We start from the raw sequence: 23339 nt of genomic DNA, 5'->3' as shown, positions 1-23339 counted from the left end.
GAGATGAGCGGAACACTTTTTTATCTAATCGGCGCCTCTGGAAGCGGCAAAGACAGCCTGTTGGAGGGCTGTCGCGCGCAGCTTAAGATGGATGATCGTATCTGTGTTGCCCACCGCTATATTACTCGGGCGCCCGGTATCGGTGGTGAAAACCATGTTCATCTAAGCGAAGCGGAGTTTGCGCTGCGGATTGAGTTGGGTATGTTCGCCATGCATTGGGACTCCCATGGTTATCGCTACGGCATTGGCGCTGAGGTTGATCAGTGGTTAGATGCCGGTGCGAATGTGGTGATTAACGGCTCGCGCGAGTACCTGCCGGTGGCGCTTGGTCTTTATGATGAGCTGGTGCCTATTTTGGTGGATGTCCCTGCTGAGCGGTTGCGCGCGCGTCTTACGACACGTGGGCGTGAAACCGCAGCCGAGATTGAGCGGCGTTTAGCTCGCCACGAAGCGATGGTGGCAGCACTGCCACCTGATGTGCTGAAAATCAGCAATGATGGCCCGCTCGAAGCGGGCGTTGCTGCGTTAGTGGCACTGCTGCGCCAACACAGCTGGCTACCCACTGACCACTCTGGCTAGTGGAAGCGGCTGGGCCCGCCAGTCCTCCTGAGTGACGCTCACGCTTTTTAGTTGGGCATAGAGCGTCATACCGACTTCAAGGGCAAGCTCATCCGCTGCCCAAGGTGTGATGTGTGCCCAGAGTTGGCAGCGGCCAAGCCCTAGCAAAACCTCAACTTGGGTGGCTGTGCGTGCGATGCGAACCACCTGAACCGGCAGAATATTGCGGATTGAACTCTTCACAGGGCGTTCTTGTGCGAGTGATATGTCACTGGCAAAAATACGGATGCGTACGCTCTGTTGGGGAACGGCAGCTACTTGGCTGACCCATAAAAACTGATCTGCGCATACCTGTAGTTTGGAGAGCGGATAGTCGGGGTGGTGCGCAACAAATTGCGCATCGAGCAGGGTGCTGTGTGCTTGCTCTCCCAGCCACGGCCGCATGGCATCGCTATTCCACACCTCTGCTGTGGGACCGTTCGCGATCACATTGCCTGCCTCTAACAGTACGATTCGATCAGCCAGATGCAGTACTTCATCTAGGCTATGCGTGACATAGACGATAGGGATATCGGTCTCTTTCGCCAGCCGCTCAAGATAGGGGAGCAGCTCCTGCTTGCGTGGCAAATCTAAAGAGGCCAGCGGCTCATCCATCAACAGAAGCTGCGGAGCGCTGAGGAGCGCGCGGCCAATGGCGACACGCTGCTTTTCCCCTCCTGATAGATCCTTTGGGTAGCGGTCCAGCAGGTGGCCGATGTCGAGTAGCTCAACGATATGGGTAAATGTGGCCTCGGTGACAGTGGCGGGGCGGCCATAGTTTAGGTTGCCTGCAACACGATAGTGCGGAAAGAGGCGGGCGTCTTGAAAAACGTACCCAATTCGGCGCGCCTCTGGAGGTAAACACAGAGCTTGTGTTGCACAAAAGAGGGTTCGATCAGCAAGGGTGATGTGCCCTTGATCCGGTCGGCTGAGCCCACTAATCGCGTTGATGAGCGATGTTTTACCAGCACCTGAGCGACCAAACAAAACCGTGATCTGGCCGGCGGGGGCAGCAAAGCAAGTATTGAGCGTGAAAGCTCCCAGTTGTTGGCGAATATCCAGTGTTAACATTGGCCCCCCAAGCGTGCGCGGGTGTAACGTGTTAACCACTCTGACGCCAGTAGTGATGCCAATGCGATAACGATGGCAATGGCGCACAGCCAAGCGGCTTGCGCTTCAGCGCCGGGTGTTTCGATAAAGCTATACATCGCCAGCGGCAGCGTGCGAGTTTCGCCGGGGATATTTGAAACAAAGGTGATGGTGGCGCCAAACTCGCCTAAGCTGCGTGCAAATGCTAAGACAGCACCGGTGAGAATACCCGGTAGCGTTAATGGCAGTGTGATGGTGGCAAAGACGCGCCAGCGGTTTGCGCCTAAAGTGCGTGCCGCCGCTTCTAGCTTGGGATCGACGCTTTCAAAAGCCTGACGAATAGCGCGCACCATTAAAGGGAAGCCAACCACCGCAGCCGCAAGGCTGGCACCTTGCCAATTAAAACTGAAACTAAGACCTAGCTGTTCATCGAGCCACCGCCCAAGCCAGCCCTGCTGCCCCATCACCACAAGCAACAAATAGCCGATCACCACTGGCGGCAGCACCAGTGGGAGATGGATAACGCTATCGAGCAATGCTTTACCAACAAAACGGTGCCGGGCAAGCAGCCAAGCCACGGCAATACCCACAGGTAAGCTGGCCAGCACTGCAACGCTCGCCACTTTTAGGCTTAACCAGATCGCCTCAGTGGCGTAACTACCCAGCCACTCAGTCATGGTTGGCCTGCGTAAAGCCGAATGTGGCTAACTGCTGCCGAGCCGCAGGGCTGGTTAAAAAGCTGAGGAGCTGCTGAGCATCCGCTTGGGCGTGCTGCGTGAGTGCAATCGGGTAGGTGATGGTGGGATGAGCGTCGCTAGGAAAGGTGGCCAACGGCTTCACCTGCTGCGAGGCTTTGGCGTCGCTTAGATAAACAATACCCAGTGGCACTTCGCCACGCTCCACAAGCGCGAGCGCTGCCCGGACATTACGGCTGCGGGTAGTACGAGGCTCTACATCAGACCACTGAGAGAGCTGTTGCAGGGCGGTTTTTGCGTAACTTCCCGCTGGCACATGATCGGGATCCGCCATGGCGAGGCGCTGGCGGCCAAGCAGGCCTGTCAGTTGAGTCTTTTCAAGATCAATCTGGGTGAGGTGGCTCTGTATCGGTGTCACTAACACCAATTGGTTGTGCGCCAGTGTTTGGATGCTATCGCTGACCACTGCCTTTTGCTCGCGGGCGTAGTCCATCCACTTCTGGTTAGCACTTAGGAAGATATCTGCGGGTGCTCCACGTGTGATCTGGCGCGCCAGTGCTGATGATGCTGCAAATACAGTGCGAACCGGTTGGCCTGTTTGTTCGGTATAGCGCTGGGTGAGATGCTGCATCGCCTCTGTCATTGAGGCAGCAGCAAAAAGAGTCAATGGCCGCTCTGCGCTACTATGCGTCGCGATAAACAGTAAGCACAGGCCCAGTACACGACTGATCGCCATCGATATATCCCTCCTGGAACAGGTATAAAGCTCCAGAGTATATAGCAGGTTAGCGGTGAGAGCCGCAACGCCAGATTGGTCGAAGCGGCTGGTTGGGGCTTACAGCGGTGAGGTGGTCACTGACCTATATCCGCCTACGCAGCCTTTGGTGGCGATTGCTACGGCATTGTGCGCGTGTAAGCTCTCTTGGTGCTCGACCTTGACCCAGAAGTCGCTGATAGCGCTGTGCTGCTCTAGCGCTCTCTTGATGCGCCGTGCAGCATCTTCGCAGAACATAAGGTTAGCGCCGTTCAAGCGTGCAAAGGCCTGCTCATCTTCACGCTTGACCGCTGTTTGTACCGGTGTGCCCAAGCTCTGCTCGACGAGATCGATTAGCTCCAGCAGTGGGTAGTGGCTGCTGACGTTAGGTGCGAGCTTGAGTACCAAGTAAGCATAGGAGCGCTGGCTATGGGGCGTTGCCACAGAGCCGCGCTCACTGCGTAGCCATTGGGCGATCTGATCAGCACTAATCTGTGTTTGATCGGCAAAATCGTGACGGAACGCCTCTTCAAGCAGTTGGCGAGATAGCGATGCCGAACACGGGCAGGTGCTGGAGTAGGGGATGGTCAGCTGTACTTCGTGACAAGCGGTTTCCTGCTCTAGAGTACCTTTGATCACCGCAGGGTAAGCTTTCCAGCCTTGGTATTGGCTTAGCAGTGCAGGGCGCTTGTGCAAGTAATCAAAGGCGAGCGTTAAAGAGGACTGATCACTGATCTCTTTGTGAGTGGCCAGTTTATCGTGTAAAAACTGCTGCATCGCTTGTGGCGAAAAGGCATTTTGCTCGGCAAATTCCGCCAGCAACAGGTAGAGGCGTGACATATGTATGCCTTTGATATCTGAGCGGCAGATATTAACGAACAACGAAGCTAAAGCCTCGCATTCGGTGGTGCTGTGGGCTTCATCCTGAAGCGAGAAGGGGACGGCAACCTCAGTCATCCCGACCCAGTCTAAAGGACTGTGATCCGGTGCCGGTGTGTTAGTGATATCGGGCAGCGCGTTTGAGCGTTTTACTGTCATGATGAAACTCTAGGTTGAGAGTAAAGGGCTCAATAGTAATGTTATATTATAACTTTTTGTAGCGCGTTTTATGCAACAAGGCGTTGTGGGTTGTGTTGTCAGGCCCAGCGTGTCGCTGAGCCTGTTCAGCCGTTAGGCCATGTACTGACCGCCATTGACCGACATGTTAGTACCGGTGATAAAGCCTGCATCATCTGCGGTTAGAAATGCCACCGCCCGTGCAATCTCTTCTGGCTGTCCTAAGCGCCCAACGGGAATCCCTTGCACAATGCTATCAAGCACCTTTTCAGGTACTTGGCGCACCATGGGCGTATCGATGTAGCCTGGAGATACTGCGTTAACCGTCACCCCTTTGCGCGCGCCCTCTTGAGCGATCGCCTTAGTGAAGCCATAAATGCCAGCTTTTGCAGCTGAGTAGTTTGCTTGGCCAAATTGGCCCTTCTCGCCATTTAGTGAGGAGATGTTCACGATGCGGCCAAAACCGCGTTCACACATGGCCGCGAAGATAGGCTGGGTCATGTTGAACATAGAGTTTAGATTGGTCTGAATCACCGCTTGCCACTGCTCTGCTGCCATCTTTTTCAGCGGCGCATCACGTGTAATACCTGCGTTGTTCACGAGTACATCGATCGGGCCGACCTCGCTCTCGGTCTCGGTCAGTAGGCGCTGACAGTCGTTAAAATCCGCGACATCAACAGCGCGCATCTCGATTGTGTAGCCTGCCTCTTGCATCGCTTGCTGCCATGTTGTTGCTGCTTCCTCTTGACCGGGTAGGTAGGTACCGATCACTTGGCGGCCTTGATCATGAAGTGCTTTGCACATTGATTCGCCGAGGCCGCCATTGGCACCTGTTACCAACGCAATTCGTTTTGACATGGTGATTCCTTCTCTTATTTTTCGTGGGTTATTTGCTCAGCAGGCTCTTAAAGCCTGATGAGAGCGTTCGCGTACCGTCGCGGCTATAGGCTTCGCTGCGCTCTTCGATCTTGGGTAGATCGTAGAGGTAGTTCACCATCATGCCGGCCGACTGTTTAAGACCGTTGGCCGAGCCATCGGCCATCCAGTTAAGTTGAGCGATCTCAGCACCATTACTTAAGTGGAAGTGGGTGACGGGGTCTGCTGCTGTGCCGCCTTTGCGTTCTGCAACGGCGAGATAGTGCGCAGTTAGTTGCAGCAGGGCTGCTTGGAGTTCGTCGTTTTCGAGTGACTCGGGTAGCTGACCGTCCGTTAGCTGTGCAGCGACGATACTGCCACCCGGAAGCGCGGCAAGCTCCTCTGGTGCGGTGCGCTTCAACCAGCGTGTTAGGCCTGGGATCGGTGATAGCGTTGCGAATTGGCGCAGTTGCGGGAAGTCATGTTGCAACTCTTTCACCACGCGCTTAATCAGAAAGTTACCGAAGCTGATGCCCGCTAAGCCGCGTTGTGCGTTGGAGATGGAGTAAAAAATAGCGGTGTCGGCCTGCTCGATATTGCCAACGGGAGCGCTCTCATCGAGCAGAGCCTGCACGTTGTCGGCTAAGCCGTTCACGAGTGCGACCTCAACAAAGATCAGCGGCTCACTTGGCATGTTTGGGTGGAAAAAGGCGAAGCAGCGGCGGTCAGAATCAAGCCGGTTTTTGAGGTCGTCCCAGCTCTGGATCGCGTGGACCGCTTCATACTCGATCAGCTTTTCGAGCACTTCTGCACTGGACTGCCAGCGAATCTGCTCTAGTTGCAGCAAGCCAACATCAAACCAGCTGCGTAGTAGGTTTTTTAGATCGCCCTCAAGCGGGCGTAGCGCTGGGTGCTGGTTACGCAGCGCCAAGATCTGGGCGCGCATATCCACCAGAAATTTGATCCCTTGGGGGAGTTCGTTAAACAAACGCAACAGGCGCATGCGTGGCGGCTCGAGTAGCTCGCGAAGCTGTTGCGCAGCCTGTGGACGGTGTGCAGGGGAGGCTTGCTGCCAAGTAGCGATACCGGCTTCTACGGCAGCGTTATCAGTATCGTAGTGGGCGGCCAGTATCTTTAGGAAGCGCAGTTGGCCCTCATCGCTTAAATCCAGATAACTACGGCCCAATGTTGCGGCGCGCACGCGGGCTGCAACTTCACCGCCGCGCTCCTCAAGACAGTGGTCGATCCACTCACGCAGTGTGGCTTCATCCTTCTCGCTCAGCTCAGCAGATAGCTCAAGCTGTTCACGACGGGCGCGGAAATCAGTTGCATCGCGCCAGATATCGCGTAGGTGAGTAATTGTCTTTCCTAAAAAGTTATTGCTAGGACTGGGCATCTTTACGACCTCGTTAAACGGTAACGTCTCAAGCTTAACCTAAGCTCGCCAGAGCGTAATGCAGGCAACGCTATCAAAAGGCTTATTAAAAACCAAGTAAAAACCCTTGGTTTTTGGGTAAAAAACCATTAGCTTTACCGAATCATTATTCGTGAGCGTCCGTTGTCGGACAGGAAAAGAGGGATTCAATATGCAGGAACTACATGGCTACTACTTGGAAGATCTATCGGTAGGAATGTCTGCCAGCTACGCTAAAACAATCACGGAAGCGGACGTAGTGCTGTTTGCCGGTATTACTGGGGACGATAACCCTGTGCATATCAATGCAGAGTACGCGGCGCAAACAATGTTCAAAGAACGTATTGTGCACGGCATGTTTAGCGCCGGTCTGATCTCCGCTGTGCTGGGTACTCGCTTACCGGGTCCGGGTGCGATCTATGTTGACCAGCAACTGAAGTTCAAAGCGCCTGTACACATTGGGGATACCGTAAAAGCGACCGCAACGGTGAAAGATATCAACGTCGAGCGCCGCCGCGTGGTGCTAGATACTGTGGTCACAGTGGGCGATAAAGTGGTTGCCGAAGGTGTGGCGACCAACATGGTTGATCGTCGTCCAACGGAAGGGTAGGGCTGCGTGATGATGTTAGAAAAGAACCGCGCATGTTTGATGGTGATCGATGTTCAAACACGTTTGCTGCCCGGTATTCCAGATAGCGAAACGCTAGTTGAGCGCTGTACGGCACTGGTTGGTTTAGCGAACGAACTGGAGATTCCGGTGTTTGGTAGCGAGCAGTATCCCGATGGTGTTGGCCCGATGGACGACACACTCAAAGCTGCGATTGGTGCGGACAATGTCGCGGGTAAAACCCACTTCTCCTGTGTGGATGCGCCGGAGTGTGCGGATCTCATGCAGCAGATGACACAGGACCAGATCGTGATCTGCGGGATGGAGTCACACGCCTGTGTATTGCAAAGTGCCCTGAGCTTTAAAGCACAGGGGAAAGAAGTCTTTGTGGTGGCGGATGCCATCGCCTCGCGCCATGCAGTAGATACCGAGTTTGCCATCGCACGTATGCGTGAAGAGGGTATCAAGCTGGTCACCTGTGAAATGGTTGGCTTTGAGTGGCTGCGCCGCTCAGATACCGCTGGATTTAAAACCTTCAGCAAAGCATTTCTGCGCTAATTGTGAGCGCGCCGAGTGCCTTTGGGTGCTTCGCGCGCTGGTTTCTTAGGTTGGAGGCGCGTTTTATACTAGGGAGATTCAATGGCTGATACTGAAACCGCTGATATGATCCCTGCCACCCCCCAACACGGCATGAGTGCTCTCACTGACGATGCCGAACGGAACCGACTGCTGGCTGAAATGGCTGAGCAGTCCACCGATATGATTTCACGGCATACGCCCGATGAGTGGCGATTTATCTACGCGTCTCCCGCTGTCGAGATGCTGCTGGGTTATTCGGTTGACGAGATTATCGGCCGATCCGCATCGGAGCTATACCATCCCGATGATCGCGATGACTTTGAGCGCCGCCGCCCCACCGTGGTATATCAGCAGGGTTTCTACACCCATACCTACCGCTTTCGGTGCAAGGATGGCGCCTATACGTGGTTAGAAAGCACCAGCCGGTCGATCCGTGATCCCGAGAGTGGCGAGCTGCGCGAAATATTGGTTGTGTCACGTGATGTGAGCCACCGCATTGAAGCGGATCAGCGTATGCAACGCTACCAAGAGGAGCTGAGCCGTGCCGCGCGTCTGGTGGCGATGGGCGAGATGGCCTCTGGTTTGGCCCATGAGCTGAATCAGCCACTCACCGCAATCACCAACTATGTGCGGGGTATCGAACGGCGCATTCAGGCAACCCCTGCGCCGACGCTTGACGAGTTGGCACTGCCGCTGGAAAAGATCGGCAAAACCTCGCTACGTGCCGGTGAGATTCTACACCGTATGATGGACTTCACCCGCAAGCGTGAACCGACCCGCTCGGCACTATCCCTGCATCCTGTGATCGAAGACCTCATCGAATTCTGTGCGCATATTGCAAAAGCGCACAATGTCACGCTTGAGAACTGCGTGACCCGTGCCCTACCACAGATCATGGCGGATAAAATCCAGCTTGAGCAGGTGCTTTTGAACCTGCTGACTAATGCAATCGAAGCGAGCCACAGCAACCCAGATGAGCCACCACGCCATGTCTGGGTGGAAGCTTCTCTGTGCAGCAACGAAGAGGTTATAATTTCAGTGTGCGATCAAGGTGTTGGGCTGGGTGAAAGCAGCGTTGATAAACTGTTTGAACAGTTCTACACCACCAAACCAGAAGGTCTGGGTATGGGGCTTGGCATTAGCCGATCCCTCGTTGAAGCACACGGTGGCTCCTTGAGCGCTGAAAACCAGATTCATGGCGGCGCCGCTTTTCGGATCCGCTTACCCGGTGTAATTTCGCCAAACTGAGGCAGGCATGACCCAAACCCGTACCGCTGAGCAAACTGTTTTTGTTGTCGATGATGATGTGGATGTGCGTGATTCGTTGCAATGGTTGCTCAGCTCCGTCGGCTTACATGTTGAGACGTTTGCGTCTGCGGATGCTTTTTTTCAAGCGGCGGCTAAAGCGCCATTGCGCGGCTGTATCTTGATGGATGTGCGTATGCCGGGCATGAGTGGCTTAGCTGCGCAGACCGAGCTGGAAAAGCGCGCGATCCACCTGCCACTGATTATGATCTCTGGCCATGCGGACGTGGATATGGCTGTCACAGCCATGACGCAAGGTGCCCTCACGTTTTTACAAAAGCCTTTTAGCGATCAAAAGCTGATCGACCATGTCTATGCAGCGCTAGAGCAAGAGCAACTTACGTTTTTGAAGCAAACGGAACTTGCTGCGTTAAAGCACACCTATAGCCAGCTAACGCGCCGTGAACGGCAAGTATTCGATGGGGTAGTGGCTGGTTTAGCGAACCAAGAGGTCGCGGACCAATTGTCTATTAATCGCAAAACTGTCGAGGGCCACCGTGCTAATATGGTGGCAAAGATGGGTGCAGGCTCGTTATCAGAGCTGGTGCAGATGTCAGTTAAATTGGGTTTAGCTAGCCCCTTTCGTTAATTCTTTACTATCGAGATCGATCATGAGTACAAAAGGTACGCTGTATATTATTTCTGCGCCCTCTGGTGCGGGCAAAACCAGCTTGGTATCAGGTTTATTGGAGAAAGACGCACAGGTACGCGTTTCAGTGTCCCATACCACTCGTGATATGCGCCCAGGTGAAGCGGATGGCGTAAACTATAATTTCGTGACGCTAGCACAGTTCGATGCCCTGATTGAGCAAGGCAACTTTCTAGAGTACGCCGAAGTGTTCACCAACAAATATGGCACCTCCCGTGTTTGGGTTGAGGAGCAACTGGCGCAGGGCACCGATGTGATCCTAGAGATCGACTGGCAAGGTGCTCAGCAGGTGAGAGAGCTGGTAGCTGAGACGGTATCGATCTTTATTCTGCCACCGTCACGTGAAGAGCTTCGTAACCGCCTGACGGGACGTGGCCAAGACGGCCAAGAGGTCATCGATCTGCGCATGTCTGAGGCGATCAGCGAGATGCAGCACTACGATGAGTTTGACTATGTCGTTATCAATGACAACTTTGATCAAGCACTCACTGAGCTGCAAGCGATCTTCGTTGCACAGCGCCAGCGGTTGAGTAAGCAGAGGGATGGCAAGCGCGCATTAATCGCCGATCTCTTGTCAGGCAATTAAGGCTTCGGTAGAATTGCCGGTCCTGTACAAATCCTATACAACTCCCACGAATTTTGAGGTTAAGCATGGCACGTGTCACTGTTGAAGATTGCTTGGAAAATGTAGATAACCGCTTTGAGCTGGTTATGGTTGCAGCAAAGCGCGCGCGTCAGCTAGCTACTGGCGGTAAAGACCCTAAGGTTGACCGTGAAAATGACAAAGACACGGTTGTAGCACTGCGTGAAATCGCAGACGGTCTTGTTGATAAAACCGTTTTGGACGACGTTAACGAGAAATAACCCGCCAAAAGTTGTCGGCGATTATTCCATCCTTGGGCGTTTGACAGTAGATTATCACTAGCGCCCTGTTGTACCGGAGGAATAATGCCGACGATCGATGCTCTATCCAATCGACTGAACGAATATCTGGATCTACAGCAGATTCGGTCAGTTCGTCGTGCGTATTTCTACGCTGAGCAGGCCCACGATGGCCAGCGCCGTAAAAGCGGCGAACCTTACGTTACCCACCCCTTAGCTGTTTCCAGCATCCTTGCCAATATGCATATGGACCATCAGAGCCTGATGGCTGCCATGCTCCATGATGTGATTGAAGACACCGAAATCAGTTATGAGGGTATCGCCGGTCAGTTTGGTGAGTCGGTGGCGGATATTGTCGATGGTGTGTCAAAGCTGACCCATCTAGAGTTTGAAACCAAAGCCGAAGCGCAGGCGGAAAACTTCCAAAAAATGGTGCTGGCGATGGCGGAGGATATCCGCGTCATGCTGGTGAAATTGGCAGATCGCCTGCACAACATGCGCACGCTAGGCGCTATGCCGCCGGTAAAACAGCGCCGCATCGCCAAAGAAACCATGGACATCTATGCGCCTGTTGCGGCCCGCTTGGGCATGCGTGATGTACAGGTTGAGCTGGAAGATTTGGCGTTCCAATCTTACTACCCTATGCGCGCGAAGCGTATTCGACGTGCCGTGATTCAGGCGCGTGGCCAGCGTAAAGATATGGTCGGCTCTATCGAAGAGGCGATTCGTGCGCGCCTAGCACTGGAGCGCTTGCCTGGCGTCGTGGTAGGGCGTGAGAAACACCTCTATAGCATCTACTCAAAGATGAAGGCGCAGCGTAAATCCTTCTCTGAAATTATGGATGTGTTTGCGTTTCGAATCGTCACCGAAACAGTGGATGACTGTTACCGTATTTTAGGGGCCATCCATAATCTGTATAAGCCGGTCCATGGCCGCTTTAAAGACTATATCGCTATCCCTAAAGCCAATGGCTATCAATCTCTGCACACCGAGCTATTCGGTGCACGTGATATCACCATTGAAGTGCAGATCCGCACCCGTGAGATGGACGCAGTGGCGAACCAGGGGATTGCTGAGCACAGTAACTATAAAATGTACGGCGATTCTGCCAGCGCTGTGGGCTCCTACAACCGAGCACGTAAGTGGGTGCAAGGCTTGTTGGAGATGCAGAAGAAGGCGGGCGACTCGATGGAGTTTATCGAGCACGTTAAGAAAGACCTCTTCCCTGATGAAGTCTATGTTTTCACACCACAGGGCAGAATTTTAGAGCTACCGCGGGGGGCAACGCCGGTTGATTTCGCCTATGCCGTGCATACGGATATCGGTAACTCTTGTGTATCGTGCCGTATTAATCGTCGTTTAGCGCCGTTATCAGAGCCGCTCGAAAGTGGCGAAACGGTTGAGATCATCACGACACCGAGCGCGCAGCCGAACATGGCGTGGCTCAACTTTGTTGTGACCGGCAAAGCGCGTTCGAGCATCCGTCACTTTTTGAAGAATCAACAGCGCCATGAGTCGGTAGAACTGGGACGCCGTTTGCTAAACCAGTTTTTGGGTCACTACAGCGCATCCATCGATGAGATCGATCCCGACAAACTAGCGCAGCTGCTGAAAGAAGCTGACTTTAGTGAGTTGGATGACCTGCTAGAAGATATCGGGATGGGGAACCGGATGGCTTATGTGGTAGCACGTAAGCTGAAGCCTGAAGATAAGGTCGATAACGAACCGGTTAAGGACAACCAAAAGCCAATTGCGGTACAGGGTACCGAAGGTATGGTTATCCAATATGCGAAGTGCTGCCGCCCGTTGCCGGGTGATAAGATCGTTGGTCACTTTAGTAGTGGCCGTGGTTTAGTGGTGCATCGCACTGAATGCCGCAATATCCGCTACATGAAGGATGATCCTGAGAAGTGTATCTACCTTGAGTGGTCAGCGGCGATGGATGATGAGTTCAGCGCTGTGCTGAAAATTGAAGTGGCGGCACAGCGTGGTGCAATCGCCACTCTAGCGACCACGGTTTCGGCTACCGGTGCCAACATTCTGCGTATCGACATGGGCGAAAAAGAGGGACAGCTCTCAACGGTAGACATGGAGATCACCGTAACAGATCGTATTCATCTGGCGCGGGTCATTAAACGGTTACGTGTTATCCGTACGGTGACACGAGTAACACGGCTATAACTCTCACGTGTTGGCCAATCCTGCCGACACGTCAAAGGACTGCTATTATGGTAGAGAAGAAAGCTCAGCCATAATAGCGCTGGCAACACTGCAATGGAGATAGGAAATTGGCGATTGGGGTAAGCACCTTAGATCATGTGGCGCAACAAGATAACGGTGCGCGAATTGTATTGCTGCATGACAGTGAAGGCAAAGTACTGGTGGTTCTGCCGGTCGATAAACTGCTCAACCTTGTCCCCATTTGGCGCGATTCAGAGCGGCATCTGCAGCCGGTGAAAGCGGCTGATGTAAAGCGCTTCTTTAGCCAAGATCAACTGCAAATTGAAGCCGGGCAGCGCAAGTTGTTCTCTCTGCCTGTGATCCTCGATAGCGACCTTGATGTAGCACCATCTCTGAATATCGTTGAGCCGCTCAGTGGCCTTGAATTCACTGCTGATCGTAGTTGGTATACGAAACACGCGGATATCATGGAGATTGGCGTAGGCCTTCCTGATATCGATAAGGTACAGCCTGAGGGCGACGATGAAGCGGTGATCACGCGCGCAGTAGAGCGCTTCACCGCGCTGCGCATAAAGCAGCGCCTTGAAGATACGCTAGGCTTACCCAGTCTTGCGCCGACGACGCAGAAGATTATCTCGCTGCGCTCAGACCCCGCAGCGGGAGTTGATAACTTAGTACCGGTTGTGAAGGTGGACCAGAGCTTAGCCGCGCAGGTGATGAGCTGGTCGGTCTCTCCTTTCTACGCTGCCCCTGGCAGTATCCAGTCAATCGAAGATGCGATTATTCGGGTATTAGGTTTTGACCTTGTGGTGAACCTTGCACTGGGTATCGCAATGGGTAAAACACTGGACCTACCAGAGGATGTGCCGCGTAATGCGACGCCTTACTGGTTGCAGGCAGTTTACACGGCCACACTGTCCGAGCGTCTAGCGAAGCAGATGGAACCTGATGTGCGCCCTAAACCTGGACTTGCCTATCTAACAGGGCTGCTGCATTCGTTCGGTTATGTCATCTTGGCACACCTATTTCCTCCGCACTTCTCACTGCTATCACGCTATATCGAGGCCAACCCGAATATCCGCCTTGATTACATCGAAAAACACATTTTGCATGTGACGCGTGAACAGATTGGTGCGTGGTTGATGGAGTGCTGGAGCCTTCCTGAAGAGGTTTGCAATGGTGTGCGCTACCTAAACGAGCCACAGCATCCTAAGGCAGAAGGCTTCTCAAAGGTGGTATTCATCGCCAACCGTGCGCTGCGCTATGAAGGTTGGGCTGATGGCCCGCTTGAGCGCATCCCGAACACGCTGCTTGAGGAGTGTGGATTGTCGCATCGGCAAATCAACGCTGAGATCGAGTTTATGCGTAAAGAGAGCGATGCGCTGGATGACCTAACCAAAACGTTGGCAGGCCAAAGCCGGAAGTAAATAAGAGCGGGGGTACCCGCTCTTTTTAGTTCGCAAGCGCTGAAATCTCTGCTTCAAGCTGCTCCAAGGCTTCACTCTGCTCCATCCATTCAAGCTCAGTGGCCTCATTGTCTTGCGTCAATGTTGCTTGCTGGGCAAGCAGCTCTTTAAGCTGCGCTTTCTGCTCCGCTTCATACAGGCTGCTATCTGCAAGCTGCTCCTCCACTTCGGCAAGTTGTGTTTGGTAGGTCTCCATTGCTTGTTCGAGGGCGCTGAGGCGTTTTTTGATAGGACTTAGCTGTTTACGGCGCTCTGCCTCCAAGCGTTTTTGCTCTTTGCGCTCAGTCGCTGATAGCGAACGGCCTTGGCGTTCAGCGCTAGGTTGGGACGCTTGCGCCTCTTGGCGGCGCTGATCTGCTAACCAACGCTGATAATCATCGAGATCGCCACTAAAGTCGGTAACCTCGCCGTTAGCGACAAGCAGGAACTGATCCACTGTATTGCGCAAGAGGTGACGATCGTGCGACACCAAGATCACCGCCCCCTCAAACCCCTGCAACGCGACGGTTAAGGCGTGCCGTACCTCAAGGTCCAGGTGGTTGGTGGGCTCATCAAGCAGCAATAAGTTAGGCTTTTGCCATGCGATCAGCGCCAGCGCAACACGTGCTTTTTCACCGCCGGAAAAGCGTTTTACCGGCTCCAGAGCTGCATCACCTATAAAGCCAAAGCTACCTAAAAAGTTTCTTACCTCTTGGTCAGTAGCTTCAGGCGATATGCGCATGATGTGCAGCAGTGGTGATGCTTCAAGATCTAGTGCTTCGAGCTGGTGTTGAGCAAAGTAACCAATGCGCAGATGCTCGCCGCAGTGACGCTCACCCTTGAGTAACGCTAAGTCACTGACAAGGGTTTTGATGAGTGTTGATTTGCCGGCCCCGTTAGGTCCCAGTAAGCCGATACGTGAGCCGGGGTTCAGCGTAAGTGATGTACCGGCAAGAATGGTTTTTCCGGAATAACCACAGTCAGCTTTACGCAGCGATAGCAACGGATGGGAAACCTTATCGCTGCTAGGGAAGGTGAAACTAAAGGGGCTGTCCACATGCGCCGCGGCGATCATCTCCATGCGCTCAAGCTCTTTGATACGGCTTTGCGCTTGTTTCGCTTTGCTGGCTTTGGCGCGAAAGCGGCGCACAAAGTTTTCGATCTCGGCGATACGTTGTTGCTGTTTCTCAAATTGCGCTTGTTGCTGTGCTAACCGCTCTGCCCGCGCGCGCTCAAAGTGGCTGTACTGGCCTTTGTAGATATCCAGCTTTTGGTTGCTCATATGAACAACATGGGTCACAACCTGATCGATAAAGTCGCGGTCGTGTGAGATTAGCAACAGTGTGCCGGGGTAACTTTTGAGCCATTGCTCAAGCCATAGTGTGGCGTCGAGATCCAAGTGGTTGGTAGGCTCATCCAACAGCAGTATATCGGAGCGGCACATCAGCGCTTGCGCGAGGTTGAGGCGTATTCGCCAGCCCCCGGACAGCGATTTCACCGCTTTTTCGAGGTCTTGGGTGGTAAAGCCTAGGCCCATCAAAAGTTGCTCTGCGCGTGCTTTGGCGGAGTAACCGTCAAGGGCGTCTAGTTGGGCATGTAGCTCACCGAGCTTATCGGTTTGATGGGCTTGCTCTGCTGCCGCAATTGCTTGCTGGACCGCCCGCAGCGGCTGATCGCCATCGAGGACATAGTCGATCACAGTGCGATCGATCGCTGTTACCTCTTGCGCCATATGAGCAAAAGTTAAGTTATTAGGGAGGTAAAGATCACCCGCATCGGCATGAAGTTCGCCAAGTAGTAACTTAAATAAGCTAGACTTACCTACACCGTTGGCGCCAATAATACCGACGCGCCAGCCGCTGTGAATGGTCAGATCGGCTTGCTCAAGCAGGAACTGAGTGCCGCGATGTAAACTGAGTTGAGATAACTGAATCATAGGCGCAGGATTTTATCATAGCTATGTCATTACAGAATCCTCTTTGGGACTTTGCGCTAAAAACCTACAGCGAACCTGATGTTGAAGCTGCCTGCCTAGCACTGCAGAACGGCTGTGGTTTGAGTGTTAACGCGATACTCTTTGCATTGTGGCTGGCTGAACAGGGGCGCGAGTATCACGTTGATGCAGCCGCTCATGAGCAAATAGCACAGTGGCAGAATAAGGTAACGGCATCGATTCGCAGGGCGCGCTTACATGTTCGCGGGCAGCGAGATATGAGCGGCTTGTACCAAACGCTCAAGACGGTGGAGCTGGAAGCTGAACAGGCAGAGCTTGCGATGTTTTATCAGCTCACCGAGCAGATGCCCGTGATCGCAGACTGCGATGTGGCGCTCTTACGCTACAATAATTTACTCGCGGTTAGTGGTCCAGAGAGCAGCAGTGATTGCCGTGAAAATTTAGAAAACCTGTACCAAGCCGTACAAAAAGCGCAACAAAAGCTAGAGCCCTTCTGAACTTTACGGTTTAATCAAACACTAACGCTTATTCAAAGCAGATCCAGTAGCAAGGAAAACGAAAGAATGAAAAAAACATTACTGACCATGGCAATCGTCTCTTCGTTTGCAGTCATGCCAGTTGCACAAGCGGTTGAGCTGAACACTGAAGAGCAGAAAGTGAGCTACAGCCTTGGTCTAGTCTTGGGTGAAAAGCTGCAACAAGACATCAGTCAACTTGATATTGAAGCATTCACAAAAGCCGTTGAAGCGATCTATTCCGGTGAAGAGCCTGCGATGACCCGCGAAGAGGTGGGTGCAACGATGCAGGCATTCCAGATGAAGAAACTGGAAGAACAGCGTCAGGCGGCTGCAAAAATCGCTGAGGACAATCTTGCTGCGGGCCAGAACTATCTGAAAGACAATGGCGCTCGCGATGGCGTGAAGACAACAGAATCAGGCCTACAGTATGAAGAGCTGGTGGCTGGTGATGGTAAACAACCTACTGCGGAAGACACTGTAAAAGTTCACTACCGTGGCACCTTGATCGATGGAACTGAGTTTGACAGCTCCTACGCACGAAATGAGCCAGTATCCTTCCCGCTGAATGGTGTGATCCCAGGCTGGACGGAAGGTCTACAGCTGATGAAAGAGGGCGGCAAAGCTAAGTTGGCTATTCCTGCTGATCTAGCATACGGCCCAGGCGGCATGGGTAACGTGATTGGACCAAACTCAACACTAGTATTTGAAGTTGAGTTGCTTGAGGTTAACCCGAAAGCCGAATAAGCCAGTACAGAGTAAAAAATGGCCGCAATAGCGGCCATTTTTATTTCAAGATGTTGAGAATACCGTTCGAGCCGACCGCGTAGTAGCTACCTGCCCCAAAACCCACCGCATTCACGCCGGTACTGGTCGGGCCATACTGCTTACGTTTCTGTACCCGCCAGCTTTTAACCATTTGTCCTGACTGTACGTTCCATAGCTGCACCAGTCCGGATGCGGTGCCTGTAAGCAGCTGGCTACCATCATTTGAGAAGCGAGCCGCGATGTAGCTAACACGCTTTGGAAAGAAACCTTCGGTGCTGGAAAGAGTGTGGCGTATCTGGCCGGTTGTGGTATCCCAGATCACTGCTTGATCGAGCGTGCTGGCCGAAAACGCGACTTTACCGTCTGGGGATAACGCCACAGCATCAATCACGTTTTCTAGCGTGAGCTCGTGGAGCTTCTCTCCGGTATCGACACTCCACAGCGCGGTCGTGTAGTCATCCGCGCCGGTGATGGCAATGCTGGCATCGGCGGATAGATCAACGGTCCGCACGCGGCCACCATGTAAGAAAGAGCGTTTAACGCCCCCATTAATGGCATCGAACAACACCGCCTCATGGTTGTCGAGGCCCAGCAGTGCATACTGACCTTGTGGAGCTAACACCAGATCAAGAATCTCACCGGGAGAGCGCCAAAACCATTCCGGTTGGCCACTATCCGTATGCCAAAGCACTAAATTTTGCTGGTCTGCCGTTGCTGCAAAGCGTGCTTGAGGCGAAAAACCCGTTGCGGCCAGTAGTGAGCGCTCACCGCCTTTATGATTCCAATCGTATAAACGTGCTTTATCAGCGATATTCCATAAGCTGCCACCCTCAAGACGTGCTCCGACAACCGCGAAACGCCCGTCGGTAGAGATCTCAGCTGTGTAGGTGCCTTGGCTGGCTACTTCATACCAACTGCTAGGATCGTTTGCAGAGTCACAGCCGGATAACAACACTCCAGCTGTTAACCAAGGGAGCAGGAAAAGAGGCTTAGCCATGGGTGATTACACCTCTTCGAGCACTTGGTCTCGATGCGCAGTATGCAAGATTTCGATCAAACGATCTTCCAGAGAGAAACGCTCTTCTAGGGACTCTCCAAGCTTCGAGAGTTGGAAGGTGAGTTCGCGTATCTGCTGCACAGTTGGAGAGTTCAGGGTCGCGTAGTCGTCATTGAAGTCCAGAGCGGCATCGGTGGTAGGTTGGATTAGCGGGAATAACTTTTGCGCCTCTTCAAGGCTACCATCGTTAAACTCGCTGCCTTCTCTAAGCAGTTGCTCATAGACCTCGAAATGGCCGGAGGAGAGATAATCCATCAAGTCCGTGCAAAAAGCGCTTAAGCGGTCTTCCAGTAAACTGATTTCGATGCTTGGAAAAGACACAAACTGGCTAATAAGCTTCTGTCTTTGCTCTAGCCAGCCATCGATAATTTCGCTAACGCCACCCCAGCGCTCACGCGCAGTTTTGCACTTCTCCAACATGATTAGATCCTTGTTGTTATCTATTCTTTCATACTAATCCGAAGGCGCGCGCCGGTGCAATAGAGATCCTCCTGACGATTTCTGAAACCGCCGTTATACTTAGGTAAATATGTCCATTACACAGGGAGCAATCAGGTTATGCTGTTACGGTTTTTTTCGATCCTTCTACTAAGTTGCTGGTTACCATTTGCGTGGGCTGCTGATGAAGAGGGTGCACCAGCAGAGGATTACATCGGTTACATCGAATTAAAGCCCTTTATTACGAACTTCGGTGGTCCGGGCAAATCTCGTTTCTTGAAGTGTGAAGTGACAATCCAAGTGGCAACGGAAGCCGCTCACCATTCAGTGAACGCGCACATGGCCCATATTCGTAATGACCTTGTCTTTCTCTTCAGTGCTCAGGAAGAGAAAGATCTAGACGGGATTGAGGCACAACAGAACCTTGCAAAAAAAGGGCTGAAGCTTGTGCAGAAGATTCTCGTTGAAGAGGAGGGTGAGGCGATGGTGAGTGATATGTTCTTCACCAGCTTTGTCACCCAGTAACTCTGAAGGACTCGCCAGCGTTTAGCTGGCGAGGTATTGCGCTAGATAGGTATCAAAATCTACATCGTCGGCCGCTTCAATTTCGCGTTGAGCGGCCAGTGACGCTTCAGCAGTTTCTGCCAACTGTTGCGCTAGTGCTGCATCAAGCGGGTTCTCTTGAAGCGTTGCTTGATGCTCGCGGCTTTTCTGCAGCAACCACTCCGTATGGCCAAGCCCACTCTCTTTTAATGCTGCCAGCACCTGCGCAGATGGCGTTAATGCACTGTCGTGTAACTTCGCAACCTGAGCTGCAACGGACTCGCTGTAAAGCGAGGTATTGTGCAGAGTATCCAGCATCTGAGCAGTCAGTGACACGGCATCTAGCAGTTTTTCGCCAGCGGCAACCAGTGTTACTTCACCATCAATGGTGTCCAAAGTTAAACCGGGCTCACGGCCGCGATTCACAACTTTCTGCAAATTGTCGCTGATAAGATCACACTCTTGATCGCCAATCTCTGTATCGTCCATCAACAGACAGGTGATTAAGAAAGCATCCAAGAAGCGCGCTTGCTGAGCGCAGATACCGATAGGAAGGAATGGATTGATATCCGTATTGCGTACTTCGATGTACTGTACACCGCGGTTTTGCAGGGCATGTAGCGGCTTTTCGCCACTCTCAGTAACCCGCTTAGGGCGGATATCGCTGTAGTACTCGTTTTCTATTTGCAGAATATTCGTATTTAACTGGCGATAGCTGCCATCCACCTTCTGACCGATCGCTTCGTATGCTGGGTACGGCGTGTGAATCGCACGATGTAACGAATGCATGTAGGTATTGAGGTGGTTGAAGCAGATCCCCAACGAGGCTTGAGCTTTGTTGGAGTAGCCCAAGTCACTCATACGCAACGAGGTCGCGTAGGGCAGATATAGGGTATGCTCGTTTAAGTATTCAAGCGCGTGCTCACGCCCCTCTAAGAACGAATCGCAAAGCGCGGGTGATGCGCCAAAGAGATAGAGCAAAGCCCACGAGTGGCGGCGGAAGTTGCGAATCAGACGGAAATAAGAGGCTGAGCGGTACTCTTGCAGGCTATCGGTGTTCTGCTGCTGTGCTTTGAGTGCCTCCCAAAAGCTGTCAGGCAACGAGAAGTTATAATGGATACCAGCAATGGTTTGCATCATCTTGCCATAGCGGTGCTCAAGGCCGACGCGGTAGACATGCTTCAGATGACCCACGTTAGAGCTGCCGTAGCGCGCGATCGGGATTGCTGCAGCGTCATGGATGTGGCAAGGCATACTGCCTCCCCAAATCACCTCTTGATCGAGCTGTTGATAGGTAAAACGATGCAGATTTTCAAGATGATTCAGTGCATCTTCTGGCTGTTCATACACCGGCGTAATGAACTCTAATAACGCTTCGGAGTAGTCTGTGGTGATCTCACCATTGGTCATGGCAGAGCCTAGGCCCTTTGGATGCGCGGTTTGCGCAAGGTCACCCGATAGGTCAACCCGCAGCCCCTCTTTCTCGATACCATGCAGCACCCCTTTTAGGTGTGCGACGTTCCCGCTAGAGACCAGTTGCTCTAGCTGTTCTTGCAGCGTACAAGCCAATGTTTTTATCCTTATCTCGGAGTCGATATAAGCGCCATTATAAACTGACAACTTCGTATCATGCATCGCAACAGTGCGTTGCACTATTTTAGTTTAAATCCAGCGGCTTTAAGGCCCGCTGCTAGGGAGTTTTGCTGGCGCGGCTTTGTTTGCTTTGGCGCAGGCTTTGGTGGTGCCGATACACTGCCACCCGATGCTTCCGCTTTCATCGAGAGAGCGATGCGGCGGCGCGGCTGATCGACCTCCACCACGCGCACACTCACAATATCTCCCGCCTTGACCACGTCATGGGGGTCTTTGATAAAGCGGTCCGCCAACTGTGAAATGTGTACCAAACCATCTTGGTGCACGCCGATATCCACAAACGCGCCAAAATTGGTGACATTCGTCACCACGCCCTCAAGCTGCATCCCTTCATGCAGGTCGTTGATGGTTTCAACGCCTTCTTGGAACGTCGCGGTGCGAAACTCAGGGCGCGGGTCACGGCCGGGCTTTTCCAGTTCGGCGATCACGTCGCGCACCGTGTAGCTGCCAAAGTCACTCATAAACTGCTCGGCACTTAGGCGCTGAATCTGTGCTTGGTTACCAATGATCTCATGGCTAGAGAGCTTGAGTGACGCCGCCATCTGGTCCACCAACGGATAGGACTCGGGGTGAACCGCCGAGTTATCTAGCGGCTGAGTACCACCGGCAATTCGCAAAAATGCAGCACACTGCTCAAAGGCTTTGTTACCTAAGCGTGGCACCTTTAGCAATTGGCGGCGCTCAGCGAAACGGCCATGTTCATCACGAAAGGCCACAATATTCTTCGCTGTTGTCGCGTTCAGCCCTGCAATTTGCGTTAGTAACTCAACCGATGCGGTATTTAGATCAACACCCACGTGGTTCACGCAATCCTCGATGACAAAGGCTAGTGAATCGCCCAATGCTTTTTGATCAACATCATGCTGATATTGGCCAACACCGATCGCTTTAGGTTCGATTTTAACCAGCTCTGCGAGTGGGTCTTGTAAGCGCCGCGCAATGGAGACGGCGCCGCGAAAGGCCACATCCAGATCGGGAAATTCAGCCGCAGCCAGCGCAGATGCGGAGTAAACAGAAGCACCAGCCTCACTGACCATTAAACTCGTTAAGGTGAGTTGTGGATGGCGTTTTTTCAGTTCATTCACCAACTGCTCTGTCTCGCGTGAGGCTGTGCCGTTGCCGATACTGATCAGCTCAACGTGGTGACGTTGAGCTAGCTTTGCGAGGGTATTGAGCGCCTCATCCCAGCGCTTTTGCGGAGCATGAGGAAAGAGAGTGGTGTGATCAATCAGCTTGCCAGTGGCATCAACCACCGCAACTTTGACGCCGGTGCGAAGACCAGGATCAAGACCCATGGTGACTTTTTGGCCCGCGGGAGCCGCCAGCAACAGGTCTTTTAAGTTGCGTGCAAACACCTTAATAGCCTCAGCTTCGGCGCTGTCGCGTAACTGCTTGAGGAGTTCGGTTTCGAGCTGTTTGTGAAGTTTTTTATCCCAGCATTGCCGAGCAGTCTCACTTAACCAGAGCGCGTTTGCATCACGGCCTGCGGGCAGGTGCATCGCTTTGCTAATAAGCTGATAGGGCTGATCGGTATCACTGTCTGCCAGTGTCACTTTTACGCGCAGCTCGCCCTCTGCTTGGCCACGAAAGACCGCCAGTGCGCGGTGCGAAGGGGTTTGGCGCAGAGCCTCGTCATGGCTGTAGTAGTCGCGAAACTTGCTGTGCTCGTTGGCCTTGCTCTTAATCACACGCACCTGCAACACGCCATGTTGCCAGAGCCAACGGCGCAGTTGGGCAACGAGGTCAGCTTGCTCGCCAAACAGCTCTAGCAAAATCATCCGGGCCCCTTCGAGTGCATCGGTTGGGGTGTTGATATCCGCAGCCGGATTGATAAAGGCGTTTGCAGCCGTTACAGGCTCATTTGCGGCGCCTGCTAACAGGGCTTGTGCCAACGGCTCTAGACCTGCTTCACGAGCAATCTGCGCTTTGGTGCGGCGCTTTGGCTTGAAGGGTAGATACAGATCTTCGAGGCGAACCTTGGTATCTGCTTGCTCGATACTGGCGCGCAGTGGGTCGGTCAGTTTGCCCTGTTCTGCAATCGATTGCAGTATCGTTTGGCGGCGCTGTTCCAGCTCGCGTAGGTAGCCTAGGCGCTGCGTGAGATCGCGTAGCTGGGTGTCATCCAGTGCACCGGTGGCTTCTTTTCGATAACGGGCGATAAAAGGCACGCTAGCACCCTCATCTAACAGTTTGATCGTTGCTTCAACTTGGCGAGAGTGGATATTTAGCTCAGTGGCGATCTGTTGCGCAAGACTCATGTAGCGGACCTTAAACAGCGGGTAAAACGAAACAGGGTACGTGCG

At 53.1% G+C, this 23339-nt stretch carries 23 protein-coding genes; 12 read left to right on the top strand and 11 right to left on the bottom strand.

The window, feature by feature from the left end; genetic code table 11:
- Positions 1-3: 3 nt before the first annotated feature.
- Positions 4-579 (top strand): phosphonate metabolism protein/1,5-bisphosphokinase (PRPP-forming) PhnN, encoded by a 576-nt coding sequence (phnN, locus tag E4L36_RS16535; protein WP_136681508.1) that lies wholly within the window; start codon positions 4-6, stop codon positions 577-579.
- Here the strand turns inward: phnN and modC are convergent.
- The 6 genes from modC to E4L36_RS16505 form a co-directional block, all read right to left on the bottom strand.
- Positions 556-1668 (bottom strand): molybdenum ABC transporter ATP-binding protein ModC, encoded by a 1113-nt coding sequence (modC, locus tag E4L36_RS16530; RefSeq protein ID WP_136681507.1) that lies wholly within the window; start codon positions 1666-1668, stop codon positions 556-558. The two genes, phnN and modC, sit on opposite strands and share 24 nt — an antisense overlap.
- The gene (gene modB, locus E4L36_RS16525) at positions 1662-2363 is read right to left on the bottom strand and encodes a molybdate ABC transporter permease subunit (RefSeq protein WP_136681506.1); all 702 of its coding nucleotides are present in this window, start codon (positions 2361-2363) and stop codon (positions 1662-1664) included. The genes modC and modB overlap by 7 nt, the downstream gene beginning before the upstream one ends.
- Positions 2356-3117 (bottom strand): molybdate ABC transporter substrate-binding protein, encoded by a 762-nt coding sequence (modA, locus tag E4L36_RS16520; RefSeq protein ID WP_136681505.1) that lies wholly within the window; start codon positions 3115-3117, stop codon positions 2356-2358. Before modA ends, modB begins: the two co-directional genes overlap by 8 nt.
- A 99-nt stretch (positions 3118-3216) precedes the next feature.
- Positions 3217-4173 carry a GTP cyclohydrolase FolE2 gene (gene folE2 / locus E4L36_RS16515; RefSeq protein WP_136681504.1) on the bottom strand — a complete coding sequence of 319 codons (957 nt, stop codon included), beginning with the start codon at positions 4171-4173 and terminating at the stop codon, positions 3217-3219.
- Between the two features lie 132 nt (positions 4174-4305).
- Positions 4306-5049, bottom strand: a complete 744-nt coding sequence (phbB, locus tag E4L36_RS16510; RefSeq protein ID WP_136681503.1) for an acetoacetyl-CoA reductase — start codon at positions 5047-5049, stop codon at positions 4306-4308.
- A gap of 28 nt (positions 5050-5077) precedes the next feature.
- Entirely contained in the window at positions 5078-6442 is a 1365-nt protein-coding gene (locus tag E4L36_RS16505; protein ID WP_136681502.1) for a malonyl-CoA decarboxylase, read from the bottom strand.
- A 190-nt stretch (positions 6443-6632) separates the two neighbouring features.
- On the opposite strand from E4L36_RS16505, the gene E4L36_RS16500 reads away from it, so the two are divergent.
- The 8 genes from E4L36_RS16500 to E4L36_RS16465 all read left to right on the top strand — a co-directional run bounded on the left by E4L36_RS16500 (position 6633) and on the right by E4L36_RS16465 (position 14090).
- Positions 6633-7070, top strand: coding sequence for a MaoC family dehydratase (locus E4L36_RS16500; RefSeq protein WP_136681501.1), 438 nt, complete (start codon positions 6633-6635; stop codon positions 7068-7070).
- A gap of 9 nt (positions 7071-7079) precedes the next feature.
- Positions 7080-7625, top strand: coding sequence for an isochorismatase family protein (locus E4L36_RS16495; RefSeq protein WP_136681500.1), 546 nt, complete (start codon positions 7080-7082; stop codon positions 7623-7625).
- Positions 7626-7706: 81 nt separating this feature from the next.
- On the top strand, positions 7707-8894 hold the full coding sequence (locus E4L36_RS16490; protein ID WP_240770915.1) for an ATP-binding protein: 1188 nt from the start codon (positions 7707-7709) through the stop codon (positions 8892-8894).
- Between the two features lie 7 nt (positions 8895-8901).
- Entirely contained in the window at positions 8902-9540 is a 639-nt protein-coding gene (locus E4L36_RS16485) for a response regulator (protein ID WP_136681499.1), read from the top strand.
- A gap of 22 nt (positions 9541-9562) precedes the next feature.
- Positions 9563-10186, top strand: a complete 624-nt coding sequence (gmk, locus tag E4L36_RS16480; RefSeq protein ID WP_127695003.1) for a guanylate kinase — start codon at positions 9563-9565, stop codon at positions 10184-10186.
- 65 nt (positions 10187-10251) lie between these two features.
- A complete protein-coding gene (gene rpoZ / locus E4L36_RS16475) occupies positions 10252-10464 on the top strand; it encodes a DNA-directed RNA polymerase subunit omega (protein ID WP_127695004.1) in 213 nt (70 codons plus the stop codon).
- 84 nt (positions 10465-10548) lie between these two features.
- Entirely contained in the window at positions 10549-12663 is a 2115-nt protein-coding gene (spoT, locus tag E4L36_RS16470) for a bifunctional GTP diphosphokinase/guanosine-3',5'-bis pyrophosphate 3'-pyrophosphohydrolase (protein ID WP_127695005.1), read from the top strand.
- 107 nt (positions 12664-12770) lie between these two features.
- The gene (locus tag E4L36_RS16465) at positions 12771-14090 is read left to right on the top strand and encodes an HDOD domain-containing protein (protein WP_240657007.1); all 1320 of its coding nucleotides are present in this window, start codon (positions 12771-12773) and stop codon (positions 14088-14090) included.
- Positions 14091-14115: 25 nt separating this feature from the next.
- On the opposite strand, the gene E4L36_RS16460 is transcribed toward E4L36_RS16465, so the two are convergent.
- The gene (locus tag E4L36_RS16460; protein ID WP_136681498.1) at positions 14116-16044 is read right to left on the bottom strand and encodes an ATP-binding cassette domain-containing protein; all 1929 of its coding nucleotides are present in this window, start codon (positions 16042-16044) and stop codon (positions 14116-14118) included.
- A 23-nt stretch (positions 16045-16067) separates the two neighbouring features.
- On the opposite strand from E4L36_RS16460, the gene E4L36_RS16455 reads away from it, so the two are divergent.
- Both E4L36_RS16455 and E4L36_RS16450 read left to right on the top strand, forming a co-directional pair.
- Complete coding sequence (locus tag E4L36_RS16455; RefSeq protein ID WP_136681497.1) at positions 16068-16559, top strand: TIGR02444 family protein; 492 nt, start codon at positions 16068-16070, stop codon at positions 16557-16559.
- Positions 16560-16625: 66 nt separating this feature from the next.
- Complete coding sequence (locus E4L36_RS16450; protein WP_127695008.1) at positions 16626-17324, top strand: FKBP-type peptidyl-prolyl cis-trans isomerase; 699 nt, start codon at positions 16626-16628, stop codon at positions 17322-17324.
- Positions 17325-17364: 40 nt separating this feature from the next.
- Here E4L36_RS16450 and E4L36_RS16445 read toward each other — a convergent pair whose 3' ends face one another.
- Complete coding sequence (locus tag E4L36_RS16445) at positions 17365-18342, bottom strand: hypothetical protein (RefSeq protein WP_136681496.1); 978 nt, start codon at positions 18340-18342, stop codon at positions 17365-17367.
- 6 nt (positions 18343-18348) lie between these two features.
- Positions 18349-18822, bottom strand: a complete 474-nt coding sequence (gene rsd, locus E4L36_RS16440; RefSeq protein WP_136681495.1) for a sigma D regulator — start codon at positions 18820-18822, stop codon at positions 18349-18351.
- Positions 18823-18960: 138 nt separating this feature from the next.
- On the opposite strand from rsd, the gene E4L36_RS16435 reads away from it, so the two are divergent.
- Positions 18961-19365 (top strand): flagellar basal body-associated FliL family protein, encoded by a 405-nt coding sequence (locus E4L36_RS16435; RefSeq protein ID WP_136681494.1) that lies wholly within the window; start codon positions 18961-18963, stop codon positions 19363-19365.
- A 21-nt stretch (positions 19366-19386) separates the two neighbouring features.
- Here the strand turns inward: E4L36_RS16435 and gshA are convergent, their stop codons facing one another.
- Together gshA and E4L36_RS16425 are read right to left on the bottom strand one after the other, a co-directional pair.
- Complete coding sequence (gene gshA, locus E4L36_RS16430; RefSeq protein WP_206064605.1) at positions 19387-20952, bottom strand: glutamate--cysteine ligase; 1566 nt, start codon at positions 20950-20952, stop codon at positions 19387-19389.
- An 83-nt stretch (positions 20953-21035) separates the two neighbouring features.
- Positions 21036-23294 (bottom strand): Tex family protein, encoded by a 2259-nt coding sequence (locus E4L36_RS16425; protein WP_136681492.1) that lies wholly within the window; start codon positions 23292-23294, stop codon positions 21036-21038.
- Positions 23295-23339 lie beyond the last annotated feature (45 nt).

Source organism: Neptunomonas sp. XY-337, from assembly GCF_004959845.1.
GTDB lineage: Bacteria > Pseudomonadota > Gammaproteobacteria > Pseudomonadales > Balneatricaceae > Neptunomonas > Neptunomonas marina.
The sequence above is the reverse complement of the archived record's forward strand: the minus strand, read 5'-3'. Positions and strand labels throughout refer to the sequence as shown.

Excerpts from the sequence above, each read along its gene's own strand:
- E4L36_RS16450 (WP_127695008.1), top strand. The coding sequence starts at position 16,626 with ATGAAAAAAACATTACTGACCATGGCAATCGTCTCTTCGTTTGCAGTC.
- E4L36_RS16505 (WP_136681502.1), bottom strand. The coding sequence starts at position 6,442 with ATGCCCAGTCCTAGCAATAACTTTTTAGGAAAGACAATTACTCACCTA.
- modA (WP_136681505.1), bottom strand. The coding sequence starts at position 3,117 with ATGGCGATCAGTCGTGTACTGGGCCTGTGCTTACTGTTTATCGCGACG.
- E4L36_RS16460 (WP_136681498.1), bottom strand. The coding sequence starts at position 16,044 with ATGATTCAGTTATCTCAACTCAGTTTACATCGCGGCACTCAGTTCCTG.
- spoT (WP_127695005.1), top strand. The coding sequence starts at position 10,549 with ATGCCGACGATCGATGCTCTATCCAATCGACTGAACGAATATCTGGAT.
- E4L36_RS16425 (WP_136681492.1), bottom strand. The coding sequence starts at position 23,294 with ATGAGTCTTGCGCAACAGATCGCCACTGAGCTAAATATCCACTCTCGC.
- E4L36_RS16485 (WP_136681499.1), top strand. The coding sequence starts at position 8,902 with ATGACCCAAACCCGTACCGCTGAGCAAACTGTTTTTGTTGTCGATGAT.
- E4L36_RS16445 (WP_136681496.1), bottom strand. The coding sequence starts at position 18,342 with ATGGCTAAGCCTCTTTTCCTGCTCCCTTGGTTAACAGCTGGAGTGTTG.
- modC (WP_136681507.1), bottom strand. The coding sequence starts at position 1,668 with ATGTTAACACTGGATATTCGCCAACAACTGGGAGCTTTCACGCTCAAT.
- E4L36_RS16490 (WP_240770915.1), top strand. The coding sequence starts at position 7,707 with ATGGCTGATACTGAAACCGCTGATATGATCCCTGCCACCCCCCAACAC.
- gmk (WP_127695003.1), top strand. The coding sequence starts at position 9,563 with ATGAGTACAAAAGGTACGCTGTATATTATTTCTGCGCCCTCTGGTGCG.
- E4L36_RS16500 (WP_136681501.1), top strand. The coding sequence starts at position 6,633 with ATGCAGGAACTACATGGCTACTACTTGGAAGATCTATCGGTAGGAATG.
- phnN (WP_136681508.1), top strand. The coding sequence starts at position 4 with ATGAGCGGAACACTTTTTTATCTAATCGGCGCCTCTGGAAGCGGCAAA.
- modB (WP_136681506.1), bottom strand. The coding sequence starts at position 2,363 with ATGACTGAGTGGCTGGGTAGTTACGCCACTGAGGCGATCTGGTTAAGC.
- rsd (WP_136681495.1), bottom strand. The coding sequence starts at position 18,822 with ATGTTGGAGAAGTGCAAAACTGCGCGTGAGCGCTGGGGTGGCGTTAGC.
- E4L36_RS16495 (WP_136681500.1), top strand. The coding sequence starts at position 7,080 with ATGATGTTAGAAAAGAACCGCGCATGTTTGATGGTGATCGATGTTCAA.
- folE2 (WP_136681504.1), bottom strand. The coding sequence starts at position 4,173 with ATGACAGTAAAACGCTCAAACGCGCTGCCCGATATCACTAACACACCG.
- phbB (WP_136681503.1), bottom strand. The coding sequence starts at position 5,049 with ATGTCAAAACGAATTGCGTTGGTAACAGGTGCCAATGGCGGCCTCGGC.
- E4L36_RS16455 (WP_136681497.1), top strand. The coding sequence starts at position 16,068 with ATGTCATTACAGAATCCTCTTTGGGACTTTGCGCTAAAAACCTACAGC.
- rpoZ (WP_127695004.1), top strand. The coding sequence starts at position 10,252 with ATGGCACGTGTCACTGTTGAAGATTGCTTGGAAAATGTAGATAACCGC.
- E4L36_RS16435 (WP_136681494.1), top strand. The coding sequence starts at position 18,961 with ATGCTGTTACGGTTTTTTTCGATCCTTCTACTAAGTTGCTGGTTACCA.